Genomic DNA, 13,066 nt, shown 5'->3' with positions numbered 1-13,066 from the left:
TAAAGAAAATGCCACGTGTAGAAACACGTGGCATTGCTTGTTTTAGGGACCGCTTAAGAGGTCGCCATGACGCTGCGCCGCAAAATCAAGGCGCAGATGGCAGACATGCCGGCATAAAAGAGCAACCAATACTGCTGCTGAATCAGCAAATCGTGCTGCGGCAGAAAGCGGCTAGCAATGATCAACGCCACCGCCACTGCCAGGGCGATGATCTGCGCGCGGCTGCCGGCATGCTCCTTGCTCATCGTGCTGAATGCACCCACCATCACCGCAGCGATGATGATCGCGAGGTTGCTGTAGGTCCAGACAAAGGGTGCGCCCCATCCATCGCTAAAAACGGAGATGAGGGCGAAAAGCACCAGCACAAAAGCGACGACCAAAAAAGCGCCGCCCACCCGCAGCGCTGCGGGTGGGGTCACTGGATTTTTAGGAGCGGAACTCGCCATTACTTGGCCTCGTACCAACCCCAAAGGATTGCCCGGCCCAGCGCGTGGAAGTGCAGGTTGAAGCCGAGGACGGTCGGGGAAGAATCTGGATCAATGTCGAGGGTTTCTACGTCTACGGCGTGGACCGCGTAGAGGTAGCGGTGCGGCGCGTGGCCGGCCGGCGGATTAGCACCAAAGTGGGTACGGTTGCCGGAATCATTGCGCAGGCTGATAACACCGTCGATGCCAAGGTCCTCTGCCGCACCGGCATTGGTGGGCAGCTCGGAGACATCGGTGGGGATATTAAAGGCGGCCCAGTGCCAGAAACCGGAGGCAGTCGGTGCATCCGGGTCAAAGCAGGTGACGGCCAAAGACTTGGTTCCCTCCGGCAGCCCGGACCATGCCAGCTGCGGGGACACGCTTTCCGGCGCGCGGTGCTTTTCTGGGATCTCATCGCCTTCTACCAAGTCGGTAGAAGACAGCCCGAAGCTGGGGAGATCGCGCAGCGGGGCGTATGGGTCAGGTCCGGGGAATCGAGTGTCATCTGCATAAGAAGTCATGTACCCCTTTGTACCGCAGATCACACGCGCTTGTCGATGTCCCTCCCCACTAACCCTCCACTAGGCGGCTGGTTTCGTACCGCGTTCCTGCTTTCGCGCTACGGCTACCCAAGTTACAAGGATGTATTTTCACCGCCTTGAGATCGTCCGTTTTATGAGGATTTACCTGGCGATTTGTATTCCAATAGCGGAACACGATAAAGTTTCGGGGTGCCCAACCGAGAGGTTGCAAACACCCTGCCCGGGTGGCGGAATGGCAGACGCGCTAGCTTGAGGTGCTAGTGTCCTATTAACGGACGTGGGGGTTCAAGTCCCCCTCCGGGCACATCGTGAAGTCTCGAGACATCGTTCCTATGGTGTCTCGAGATTTTTCTATGAGTACAGCTCTTTTCTATCAGCCCGGCCCAGCCGACTACGATACAAACGCATGACCACTTTCCGGGATTGGATACGCAGCTTTGGTAGCTTCTGCGTTCAACTCATCCACTCTGCTTGGGGCTCAATCCGCGCGTGGTCACCGCGACGCTGGAGCCTCATCATCGCGCTCGCACTTGCTGGAGTTGCGCTTTTTATCTGGCTCGATATTCCCGATCTCTCCCAGATGCGGGCCGCCGCTGCCCGCCTTGGCGCGTGGTTTCCGGTTGCCTTCACGCTAGGTTATGTCATATTTACGCAATTTCCCCTACCCCGGACCATCTGGACGATTGCAGCTGGCATCCTTTTCGGCCCTTGGCGGGGTCTTGCTATCTCGCTATTCGCGCTCACCATCTCGGCCGTATTATCGCTGCTGATTGTGCGCAGCCTGCTCGGAGACTGGATTAGGCCGCACCTTGCTCATCCTGCGGTTTATACCATCAATGCCCACCTCGAGCGGCGCGGTTGGCTGGCCATCGCTTCCCTGCGCATGGTCGCGGGAGTGCCCTTCAGCCTTCTCAACTATGTCGCTGCGCTTACCCCCATCAGCGTTTCGCACTTTACGGTAGCTACGTTGTTCGGCTCGATTCCTACCACGGTCATTGGCGTCTTTTTCGGCGATGCCCTTACTGGCACGGCCAGTCCCGGAATTATCGCTGCCTTTATCGTCTTTGCCCTCGCCGGCATAGGCGGGCTTGTTCTCGATTCGCGCCTGCCGACTCCCGTCCAGTCAAGGTTAAGCGGTAGACTGTAACGAACTGCTCGCGATGAAGGAGGAACCTCGTGCTCGCTGTCCATGCCCGCTACCGTGGGCGTTCCGTGCGCCGCGCTGAGCTCGTGCAGCGCTCGGCCGCCGCGCTATCCACTCTCGAGGGCGTCGGCGAGTTTCACGTCCTTGGTGTGGAGGATATTTGCGCCGTTGTCGATTCCGCCACCGCAGTGTGTGAGGTTGTCATGGCCTTGCTTGCCGATGGCGACTGGGCCATCGGCATCGGCATCAGCCCCGGCAACCAGGCAGACGAGGAAAGCGCGCGCCACGTGGCTACCGCGGCGCTCAAAAATTCCGCGCGCATGGGGCAGGTCTATACCAAGCTCAATAAGCGCGGCCGTTCCGCAGAGGCAAGCGATATCGCCGCGGCCTTTGCGCTCATTGGATATGTCCTTAATAAGCGCACCATCGAGGGCCGCGAGGCGACTTCGCTCGTAAGGGCGGGGCTCAATCAAAATGAGGCCGCGGAAGAATTGGGCATTTCCAAACAGGCGATGTCCCAAAGGCTGCAGGCTGCGGGCTGGAGCGCCGAGATGGCCGGATGGCAATTGGCGGTCAACCTCATTGAACGCGCCAATTTAGCCTAAGCCCGGAAAGCACCGCTTATTGGAGCCTAGACAAGGTCTGATTTCTGCAGCTCTGGCGTGGTCACAAAATCCACGAGCCGTTCGACCGCACCGATAAGGCTGGAGTCTAGGTCCCGGAAAGAATGGACCGCGTTATACACGTGGCGCCACCCGTCGGAGGGGTCGGACCAACCCACGCGGCGACAAATCCCGGTCTTCCAATCTTCGCCCCGCGGCACCTCCGGCCATGCTTGCAGGCCTACCCGTTGCGGCTTTACTGCCGCCCAAATATCAACAAAAGGATGGCCGGTGACTAGAACGTGCTCCCCCACTGACTCGGTCATTCGTGTTTCTTTCGACCCTTTGACCAGGTGATCCGCGAGCACGCCTACCCGGCGGCCGGGGCCAGGCTGAAATTCGGCGAGCCTTTCTTCGAGGTTGTCCAAGCCCTCCAGGTATTCCACGACCACGCCTTCTACGCGCAGGTCATGCCCCCACACCTTTTCCACGATGGCGGCATCGTGGACGCCTTCGACCCAAATGCGCGATGGCGCTGCCACCTTGGCTTCTACGTTTTCTACCCGCCTAGATCCCGAGTTGGATTTGCGGGGTGCTTGCTTGGGCACGTACCTCGTAAGCGTCACCGGCTGACCTTCTACTAAGAACCCGCCTTTAATAAGGTTAAATACTCGCTCGACGCCGTGGCGGTCTTCTAGCCGCACGACCTCACCAAAGACGGTCTTATCCACGCCTAATACGGCGCCCACAAAGTCATCACCGCGCACTTCTACCACCATGCCCGGGTCTGCCGGCACCTCTGGGTACTGGGTGGGCTTGCTGCGTCGGTGCCCAGCAAAAATATCTCCGCCATAAGGATCTAAACTCATGACCCGATAGTCTATCTACTACACTTGCTCGCCATGGATATGCGCGCCGAAGTGTGGTCCCCTCTCCAAAACTCTGCCATCTGGCTAGCCGCGTGGTTGTGGGGACATGAGACAACAGATGAGCTGCTCGATGCCCTGACAGAGCTGGGCGGGCGCCCCGAATGCTTGGATGAATCTCCCTTCATCGATTTGCTCGCCTTGCTGCGCGCCGAAACGAAGGAGCTCACTTCTCAGCCAGGCGCGGGCGGGGAGCCTCTTCTCCGGCTTATTTTATCTGGCCCGGGTGAAGCGCCGGCGCTTCCCGCAGGATCAGAATCTGCCCGTGCGGCCGCGCAAAGTTCAGCGGGCGCCATCGTTGTGCGCACCAACGATCCGGAAGTTTCGCTCGTCCTTGTCCCCTATCCCCATCGAGCTCACACGGCATGGCAGGTAATCCGCGAGGATCAGCCGCTACCTTCACCGGCATGGCTGAGCCCCGGCGAGGCGGACGCATTGTTGACTAAGGCAACGGATGAATCCGCCGATCTCATTACGGCCACCGGCTACCAGTCCACCGCGCTGACTAATCCCCGGCTCACGGTGGGGACCCTGAGCGATTTTTATGACACACCCGGCCTGCCACCGGCCACCCCGCCCCGGGCTGCGAAACTCTTTGCTCGCGCGGACCGCGTTGCCGCGATCATCGAAACCGTCACGGATAGGATCAACGATCACAGCCTCGACCCGCAGCTCCTCCGCCTATGGCGCCATATCCGGCAGGCGCGGATGACGGGAGTGGCTTATTCGGCAGCGGAATTCGCTCGCTGAAGCAGGCTCGCACGCGGCCCCTTTAGTGGGCGCGGATATCGCAGCAGCCTGCAGCGCAGGGCGCGCCGTTGGTGGTGCACCCTTGTACGGTGACATTCCCGCTGGTCTCCCACGGCTTCCCCTGTTCGAGTTCTTCCACCAGATCCACCACCATGCCCGCAAACCGCTGGGAGGGGCCAGCGGTGCGGGCGCGCTCGACCTGTACTCCCATCTCATCGGCTGCGGCTTGCAGTTCGGAATCCAAGTCCCAGATGACCTCCATGTGATCGGAGATGAAACCGATGGGGCACACCACTACGGCGCCTACCCCGTCGCGGTCATGGATTTCGGTGGTGTGGTCAACGATATCCGGTTCCAGCCACGGCGTCTTCGGGTTACCGGAGCGCGATTGCCACACCAAGTCGTAATCAGAAATTCCGGCGCGCTCGGCCACCAGACGGGAGGCTTCGGCTACTTGCCGGGAGTAAAGGTTTTTGTCCCCGTCTGCACCGCCGACATTATCGTGTGCATTCGGCACCGAGTGGGCTGTAAACAGCATGCGCGCGCTCTCCATTTTCTCGGCGGGGATACGGCGCCAGGCCTCGGCGACGGCATCGGCCATCTCCGCGATAAACTTGGGGTGATCATAAAATTGTCGAATCTTGGTGAATTCGATTTCTGGCAGAGCCTTATCTGCAAGGTGTTGCCGCATTGCAGCGATGTCTTCATCGTATTGCCGGCACGCCGAGTAGCCTCCCCAAGCGGAGGTGGCGAAGACGGCCACCGTGCGGATCCCCTCTTCCGCCATTTTCTCTGCGGTAGCTGTGGCAAAGGGGTGCCAGTTCCGATTGCCAAAATAAACCGGTAGATTATGTCCGCGTTTTTTCAACTCACCTTCGACGTTACTGATAATCTCCCGGTTCAGGCCGTTGATCGGGCTTACCCCGTCAAAGTGGTAATAATGCTCGCCCACTACTTCTAAGCGCTCGCGCGGAATTCCGCGGCCCCGCGTAACGTTCTCTAAAAACGGAACGACCTCCTCGTTTCCTTCCGGGCCACCGAAAGAAAGAACGAGCAGGGCGTCGAAATTTTGGGCAGGATGCTGTGCGTCAGTCATGCCCTAAATAGTAGCAACCACAAGGCTAAGAATTAGAGAAGACGCACGACATCCGGGGTCGCACCAGCCCAGCGCACGGGGGAGACCTGTACGTTCTGGCCAGACTGCGGGGCTTCAATCATTTGGTCATTGCCCAAGTAGATCGCAACATGCTGACTACCGCCGGCGCCGTAGAAGATGAGGTCGCCGCGCTGCAAGTTGTCGCGCGAAACCTTGTTGCCCATTTGGTACTGCGCACCGGTGTAGTGCGGAAGGTCCAGGCCTGCTGCGGCGAACGCGTACTTAGTCAATCCAGAGCAATCAAAACCGCTCCGGCCGTAATCACCAAAGCTATCGGCAACGCCGCCGTCCCGGAGGCCGCCAGTTGGGCCATTGTTGTCGCCGCCGCCCCACACGTATGGGGTTCCGATGACAGATTCTGCGCGAGCAATTACCGCCTCAATCTGGCTGCTATTGCCCGGAGCAGGGGTGGATGGCGCTCCTGACCCTTGACCGGTGACGGAAGGATCAGTGCTTGCCGATGGCGCCGTATTCGGGCTGCCAATCCCCAACAAGTCTGCAGATCCCTCCATCAGTGCTCGCACATCGTCTTGGTCGACGGATGCGGCGAGCTCCCCGGCGACGTCCATAACGTCCGATGCCGAGGATCCGGTGCCAAAGTCCACCGTGTTAAAGGACGGGGTTGCCCCCTGGTTAAGCGCAGTGCCGAACTCCGCCTTCGGGGGCGCCGGATCCGCCTGCTCGTCCGAACCGACGTCGTTATTAGTCGCCTCAGGTAGCGGAGTCTCGTCGGGAACGATTTCGTCGGTAAAGTTTTGAGCCTTGTCTTTATTCAAGTCTTTCGACTTGACGGGAGCATCGGCAAACGCATCTCCATTTACCTTAAAATCAAGGTTATTATCTTGATTTTGCACCTTTGGAAGGTCGCCTTGTTGGGATACCTCCACCGCCTGCTGCTGGTGAGCAAAAGACGCCTCGGCGAAGTTACGGGTGGCATTCATTTGAGCTTCCCGCTGGGCCAAGTTACGGCGGTGCTCTACCATTGCCGATTCGGCTGCGCGCTTATCGGCATAAGCTTGGTCAAGCTCTGCCGCATCGTCCGCAAGCTCAGGATCGGCCGAAAGCTGGGCGATGCGCTCTGTCGCGGCCGCCGCTTGCTCCTCCGCCTGGTCGAGCAGCTGCCGCAGCTGATCTACGTCCCGCTGCTGAGCATCAACGTTTGATACAGCGCGGGCAATGGAGTCATCTGCACCGGCGCTTGGAACTTCTTCAACCGCGCCGGCTTGGGCGGGATCGGGGTGCTCATCTGCTCCTGCGGGAGCGATGGACGTAAGGGGCGATAGCGCTGCGGCACCTGCGACTGCAGCTATAGTTGCGCGAACATGTCGGATGCGCGGTAGACGAATAGTGGCCACTGGAATTCTCCTTGTTTGGACCACCTTCCTGTTAAAGATTGGGACACCATGAACCGCACTTGGGCATAGGAATGCCCGAGACACTGAAGCTTGCGCATTTTCGCACAGCAGCAAGCTCAGAGTCTTCGTTGCGATATTCCGAATCCGATAGCCGCACACCCAAAGGCTTATGGGTATGCGTTATCGCCCTGGCAGCCCTTAGCTCCAGGAGGTAAGCGGCACATGAGCCCGAAAAGTAAAGACTTCACCTAGGGATTGCGCACGTCTATTAAAGCTCTATGCACTGATGCTTGAGCTCAGTAGCCTCACGACTCAATGCCCAACAATCGCTACTATTTCCCCATACCAGCGACATGTATGGTGCACTTTCTCCACGTGTCCTACGCGGTTTACTGTGAGCGTGAGCGCTCTAGCGCTGCAGGGAGCATCTACTACTCTCCCATTGCAGTTCCAATCTAGGATTGGCGCATCTTCATAGAGCTCCAGTTGTGGCCTGCGGTGAATTTGGGTTGCTAAAAGAGTCCAAGCCCCTTCGCACGCTGCGCTTGGCACAGTGAGAACTGCCCTATGATCCTTGGCGCAACTCGCCGCGGCGCAGTGGATGTACAGCTTTATTCGCGTACTCTTCCGTGCGAGGGCAAGCGGCCACAAACCATGAACAGGCCACACGATGCTGGCCCTAGTGTGATTCCGGTTCCCTCATTCTCCCATTCTGCACGTACCCGACTGCGCTCCTCGCGAACCTCGTGCCTGGATTCCGCTTCTCTGGGAATCCAATATCGAAGGGCTCGACAAAGAACAACACCCGCATACCCACACAACGGAGCTCTAGCGAACTCGTCTCACCACTTTTAAGGAAGGTGGGTTGATGTTTATTTTTCGAACATTGTCATCGCTCAAGTGAAAGATTTTCTACTCTCCCGTTCGAGAGTTCGCTCCGTGGTTCATTGACTTCCAAGAACCGCCAATTCCTCGATTCCCGCGAGGCGTGCTTCCCCACATACCCGTGCGAATCTTCAATTGACCGTCAAGGCTAAGCCCATGAACTCAAGAAGATATTCATGTCCCTTGAGTCGACACTCGAACCATACGTCACGACACGCCCTTTTCGCACACATTCCACTTAATTACGTGGAGTCAAGTTAAACCACATGACGCAACAGTCGTACCTAACCTGCAATAATTTTGTTACCATCCCGTTATTGTGATGTTCATCACTTTGGTTTTCGTATTTCGAGGGTCTTGCGCCCCGAGCTGTAACCAATTCGGAGCCATTTCACAGCTCTAGAACCACTCCCCCAACTCAAGTCAACCACTAAGCCTTTACTTTGACCCCTCCCCCGCTCCCCTGACCTTTTAGGCAACCACAGTTTTCTTCATCCGCAGCGACCCGGAGTCGCCCGAGGGGCGCCCGTAAGGAGGCTGATGAATCACGCCAATTCCTGAACATCATTTTCTATAAACCTCAGGGTGGGCACCGCAAGTCCCTTCGGTGTGGTACGCCACGACGCTCATGCGGCCGCAAAATTTAGCTCGATTCGGCGGATGGTTCTGGGGCGCGCCGAGCGCTGAAAAAATGGAATTTTTCTTCTACTTTTTCGAACAAACATAGCTAGAAGTTGGATACGTTTGGACGCCTTGATACGTCCACCCTCCCCGGACCCGCGCCCTCCTGAATGGCAGCTACTTACCCCCGAAGTTCGCGGTGAAGGGAGGCACGCCAATAACTTAAACCGCCGAAAAGTAGGGCGAGTATGGCGACGACGGCGACGACTGCGATCATCGGAAAGCTGCTTTGCTCAAGCCCTGCATAGTACTGCTGCACAAGATCGACTTGGTTAAGTCCCGGTTTTAATTGCGCCTGGGAAGATTCAATATCCGCACGGCTATAGTTCTCGCTAACCGAGGAGACATGGCGCGGGGTCTGCACGATGACAGTGTGCAGATCGGTAGCATCATGGAGCTCTTGTGCAATGTCGCGCGCGTCGGCGGCCTTGGAGACAAAGACATCGACCACGGCAACCCCGTCACCCTCACGCAGTTGCTCTGCGACGTGTGCGTTCAGCTGAGTATCCGATTCCAGGGAGGGTGCGGAATAAGCCACGCCATCCTGCTTGAGCTGCTGAGCCAGCCGCGGGACGTCCACATCACCCGGAACCATTCAATCCTCTTCCCTCTATTTCCCTGTTACGGAGGCTCGTGCACCCGAAATCGGGGGTTATGCACTGCGCATATTCCTCAGTCGTTCTTCATTAAAGATAATGGTTACCGCCGCCGCCCACACAGTAAACGCGCCGAGTGCGACTAAAAGCTTTAAACAGAACGCTTGTCCCGTTACAATTGAAGCAACGGAAGGTTTTTACCTCTACAATAAATAGGTGAACCATCGCGTTCTTTGCCGTCTTTGGCACTGCGGGCCCCATGGCTTCGTCTCGACCACTATGTGGTCGCGCACCTTTTGCTTATCCCGCAACTCCAGTAGGCGGCGAGTACAAAACAGAACAGACTGTTTATCAACAAGGAATGGAGCTCCCTGTGACTGAAAGCTTGAACTCCTTCGACGCCAAGAAGACCCTTGATGTCAACGGTAAGTCTTACGACTACTTTGACATCAACACGGTTCCTGGCATGGAGAAGTTGCCGTACTCCCTCAAGGTGCTGGCAGAAAACCTGCTGCGCAATGAGGACGGCAAGAATGTAAACGAGGACCACATCAAGGCCCTCGCCAATTGGGACCCAAAGTCCGAACCGGATACTGAAATCCAGTTCACCCCAGCCCGCGTCCTCATGCAGGACTTCACCGGTGTTCCCTGTGTCGTCGACCTCGCAACCATGCGTGAGGCCGTTTCCGCTCTTGGCGGTACGCCAGACCAGGTTAACCCGCTAAACCCGGCCGAGATGGTTATTGACCACTCCGTCATCGTTGAGGCCTTTGGCTCCACCGACGCTCTTGAGAAGAACGTTGAAATCGAGTACCAGCGCAACGAAGAGCGCTACCAGTTCCTGCGTTGGGGTGCTGAGAACTTCTCCAACTTCCGCGTTGTTCCTCCGGGAACCGGTATTGTCCACCAGGTCAACATTGAGTACCTGTCCCGCGTTGTCTTTGACAACGAGGGCTTGGCATACCCGGATACCTGTATCGGTACCGACTCCCACACCACCATGGAAAACGGCCTGGGCATCCTGGGCTGGGGTGTTGGCGGCATCGAGGCAGAGGCTGCCATGCTTGGCCAGCCGGTATCGATGCTCATCCCGAAGGTAGTGGGCTTCAAGCTCACCGGCGAAATCCCGACCGGCGTTACCGCAACTGACGTCGTCTTGACCATTACGGAGATGCTGCGTGAGCACGGCGTTGTCCAGAAGTTCGTAGAGTTCTACGGCAACGGCGTTAAGTCCGTCCCGCTGGCTAACCGCGCCACCATCGGCAATATGTCGCCAGAGTTCGGTTCCACCGCGGCCATCTTCCCCATCGACGAAGAGACCACCAAGTACCTCGAGCTCACCGGTCGTCCGCAAGAGCAGATCGACCGCGTGGAGCAGTACGCCAAGGCCCAGGGCATGTGGCTGGCAGAGGACACTCCGGAGCCGGAGTACTCCGAGTACATCGAACTCGATCTGTCCACCGTTGAGCCATCCATCGCCGGCCCGAAGCGCCCGCAGGACCGCATCCTCCTTTCGGAGGCCAAGGAACAGTTCCGTAAGGATCTGTCCAACTACACCACCGACGAGGTATGCGTGGATGACTCCTCCGTTGAGGCAAAGCGCATGTCCGCTGAGGGCGGCGCGCCTGGCGATGAGGACGTCACTGGTGGCTTGAACAAGTCGCGCGAGGGCCACGGCGAGTCCGCCGCCGTTGGCGCTAAGGGACGTCACTCCAACCCGATCACCGTTGAACCTGATAACGGTGGCGAGTACACCCTTGACCACGGCATGGTGGCAATTGCCTCCATCACCTCTTGCACCAACACCTCCAATCCATCCGTCATGGTGGGTGCAGGTTTGATTGCACGTAAGGCCGCCGAAAAGGGCCTGCGCTCCAAGCCATGGGTTAAGACCATTTGTGCACCTGGTTCCCAGGTTGTCGATGGCTACTTCCAGCGCGCAGACCTCTGGAAGGACCTCGAGGCCATGGGCTTCTACCTGTCCGGCTTCGGTTGCACCACCTGTATTGGTAACTCCGGCCCACTGCCAGAGGAAGTCTCTGCAGCCATCAACGAGAACGACTTGGCAGCTACCGCAGTTCTGTCCGGTAACCGCAACTTCGAGGGCCGTATCTCCCCGGACGTCAAGATGAATTACTTGGCATCCCCAATCATGGTCATCGCCTACGCTATTGCCGGCACCATGGACTTCGACTTCGACAACCAGCCGCTGGGTCAGGACGAAGACGGCAACGATGTCTTCTTGAAGGACATCTGGCCTACCCCGCAGGAGATCGAGGACACCATCCAGTCCGCTATCTCCCGCGAGATGTACGAGGCTGACTACGCCGACGTCTTCAAGGGTGACGACGCATGGCGCAACCTGGATGTCCCAGAGGGCGAGACCTTCGAGTGGGATGAGGACTCCACCTACATCCGCAAGGCTCCGTACTTCGAGGGCATGCCGACCGAACCGGACCCAGTTGAGGACATCAAGGGCGCTCGCGTTCTTGCGAAGCTGGGCGATTCCGTCACCACCGACCACATCTCCCCTGCTTCTGCCATCAAGCCGGGCACCCCGGCCGCGCAGTACCTGGATGAGAACGGCGTTTCCCGCTCTGACTACAACTCCTTGGGTTCCCGCCGCGGTAACCACGAGGTCATGATGCGCGGTACCTTCGCCAACATCCGCTTGGCCAACCAGCTGGTGGATGAGACCGGTGGTTACACCCGCGACTTCACCCAAGAGGGCGCACCGCAGGCATACATCTACGATGCATGCGAGAACTACAAGGAAGCCGGCATCCCACTGGTCGTTATTGCTGGTAAGGAATACGGCACCGGTTCTTCCCGTGACTGGGCTGCAAAGGGCACCAACCTTCTGGGCGTAAAGGCAGTCATCACCGAGTCCTTCGAGCGCATCCACCGCTCGAACCTCATCGGTATGGGCGTTATCCCACTGCAGTTCCCTGACGGCGAGTCCCACGAGTCCCTGGGGCTGGACGGTACGGAGACCTTCGACATCGAAGGCATCACCGAGTTCAACGACGGTTCCATCCCGAAGACCGTTCACGTCACCGCTACCAAGCAAGACTCTGATGACACCGTCGAGTTCGACGCTAACGTACGTATCGACACCCCGGGTGAGGCAGAGTACTTCCGCCACGGCGGTATCCTGCAGTACGTGCTGCGCCAGATGGTGACGAACTAAGCCACTTAATGCGACGGAAAAGTACTAAGCTTTTTGGGCTTAGTGCTCGTCGCTGAGCTTGAAGACGCGGGGTCGCACCGCTCTCTCCCGTAGAGGGCTCTGCGGCCCCGCGTTTCTTTATTGTCGTACTATGTTCGTTTCAGAACATACTTAACTTGAAGTATTAATTATTCCTAAAAGGAGACGACCTCACTATGCCAATCGTGAGTGAATCTGAGTTAAATCGGCGGCGGCACGAAATTCTCGTTGGGGCGCGACGTTGCTTTGCCGAGCATGGCTATGAGGGTGCGACGGTTCGCCTCTTAGAACAAGCCACCGGGAAATCACGTGGCGCCATTTTTCACCACTTTGGGGACAAGGAATCTCTATTTCTTTCCTTAGCCCGCGAAGATGCCGCGCGCCAGGCGGAAGTAGTGGCTAATAATGGCCTCGTCGAAGTCATGCGTGAAATGTTGCGTCACCCAGAACGCCACGATTGGCTTGCCACGCGTCTAGAGATCACTTCTCTATTGCGCACGGACCCATCATTTGCTGCGCGCTGGAAAGAGCACCAGTCCATTCGTGACGAGGCTATCCGCGCCCGCCTCGCCTCCAACGCAGAGCAAGGCCGCCTGCGAGACGACGTCGATATAGATACCCTGGTGCGCTATTTGGAAACCTTCATGGATGGGTTTATTAATAGGCTCGCCTTGGGAGATACGGATAGCCTGGAGCGCGTCCTCGATCTGGTAGAGCAATCGATCCGGAGTTCTAGTTCGCCTCAGCGCTAACCGCG

Annotated in this window: 11 protein-coding genes and 1 tRNA gene; 6 read left to right on the top strand and 6 right to left on the bottom strand. The window is 57.9% G+C overall.

The genetic code is table 11. The features are described from left to right. Nucleotides 1-53: 53 nt before the first annotated feature. Both HMPREF1257_RS03475 and HMPREF1257_RS03470 read right to left on the bottom strand, forming a co-directional pair. Complete coding sequence (locus HMPREF1257_RS03475) at nt 54-446, bottom strand: hypothetical protein (RefSeq protein ID WP_023022374.1); 393 nt, start codon at nt 444-446, stop codon at nt 54-56. Then, a complete protein-coding gene (locus HMPREF1257_RS03470) occupies nt 446-985 on the bottom strand; it encodes a YbhB/YbcL family Raf kinase inhibitor-like protein (RefSeq protein ID WP_023022376.1) in 540 nt (179 codons plus the stop codon). The genes HMPREF1257_RS03475 and HMPREF1257_RS03470 overlap by 1 nt, the downstream gene beginning before the upstream one ends. Before the next feature lie 239 nt (nt 986-1,224). Between HMPREF1257_RS03470 and HMPREF1257_RS03465 the strand changes: the two genes are divergently transcribed. The 3 genes from HMPREF1257_RS03465 (at nt 1,225) to HMPREF1257_RS03455 (ending at nt 2,755) form a co-directional block, all read left to right on the top strand. Beyond that, nucleotides 1,225-1,310, top strand: a tRNA-Leu gene (locus tag HMPREF1257_RS03465). 102 nt (nt 1,311-1,412) lie between these two features. Continuing rightward, on the top strand, nt 1,413-2,153 hold the full coding sequence (locus HMPREF1257_RS03460; RefSeq protein ID WP_023022378.1) for a TVP38/TMEM64 family protein: 741 nt from the start codon (nt 1,413-1,415) through the stop codon (nt 2,151-2,153). 29 nt (nt 2,154-2,182) lie between these two features. Next, nucleotides 2,183-2,755: a hypothetical protein gene (locus tag HMPREF1257_RS03455; RefSeq protein ID WP_023022380.1), complete on the top strand. Its 573-nt coding sequence runs from the start codon at nt 2,183-2,185 to the stop codon at nt 2,753-2,755. A gap of 26 nt (nt 2,756-2,781) precedes the next feature. Here HMPREF1257_RS03455 and HMPREF1257_RS03450 read toward each other — a convergent pair whose 3' ends face one another. After that, the gene (locus HMPREF1257_RS03450) at nt 2,782-3,621 is read right to left on the bottom strand and encodes a DUF3097 domain-containing protein (protein WP_023022382.1); all 840 of its coding nucleotides are present in this window, start codon (nt 3,619-3,621) and stop codon (nt 2,782-2,784) included. 33 nt (nt 3,622-3,654) lie between these two features. Between HMPREF1257_RS03450 and HMPREF1257_RS03445 the strand changes: the two genes are divergently transcribed. Beyond that, nucleotides 3,655-4,428, top strand: coding sequence for a hypothetical protein (locus HMPREF1257_RS03445; protein WP_023022384.1), 774 nt, complete (start codon nt 3,655-3,657; stop codon nt 4,426-4,428). 22 nt (nt 4,429-4,450) lie between these two features. Here HMPREF1257_RS03445 and HMPREF1257_RS03440 read toward each other — a convergent pair whose 3' ends face one another. The 3 genes from HMPREF1257_RS03440 to HMPREF1257_RS03430 all read right to left on the bottom strand — a co-directional run bounded on the left by HMPREF1257_RS03440 (nt 4,451) and on the right by HMPREF1257_RS03430 (nt 9,100). Then, nucleotides 4,451-5,524 (bottom strand): ferrochelatase, encoded by a 1,074-nt coding sequence (locus HMPREF1257_RS03440; RefSeq protein ID WP_023022386.1) that lies wholly within the window; start codon nt 5,522-5,524, stop codon nt 4,451-4,453. 32 nt (nt 5,525-5,556) lie between these two features. Then, nucleotides 5,557-6,939: an NlpC/P60 family protein gene (locus tag HMPREF1257_RS03435; RefSeq protein WP_023022388.1), complete on the bottom strand. Its 1,383-nt coding sequence runs from the start codon at nt 6,937-6,939 to the stop codon at nt 5,557-5,559. A 1,687-nt stretch (nt 6,940-8,626) separates the two neighbouring features. Then, nucleotides 8,627-9,100, bottom strand: coding sequence for a DUF6676 family protein (locus tag HMPREF1257_RS03430; protein WP_023022390.1), 474 nt, complete (start codon nt 9,098-9,100; stop codon nt 8,627-8,629). A gap of 374 nt (nt 9,101-9,474) precedes the next feature. Between HMPREF1257_RS03430 and can the strand changes: the two genes are divergently transcribed. After that, a complete protein-coding gene (can, locus tag HMPREF1257_RS03425; protein WP_023022392.1) occupies nt 9,475-12,291 on the top strand; it encodes an aconitate hydratase in 2,817 nt (938 codons plus the stop codon). Between the two features lie 194 nt (nt 12,292-12,485). Next, nucleotides 12,486-13,061 (top strand): TetR/AcrR family transcriptional regulator, encoded by a 576-nt coding sequence (locus HMPREF1257_RS03420; protein ID WP_023022394.1) that lies wholly within the window; start codon nt 12,486-12,488, stop codon nt 13,059-13,061. The last annotated feature ends 5 nt before the right edge of the window (nt 13,062-13,066 follow it).

The organism is Corynebacterium sp. KPL1814, assembly GCF_000478175.1.
Lineage (GTDB): Bacteria > Actinomycetota > Actinomycetes > Mycobacteriales > Mycobacteriaceae > Corynebacterium.
This window is presented reverse-complemented; position numbering and strand designations above follow the sequence as displayed.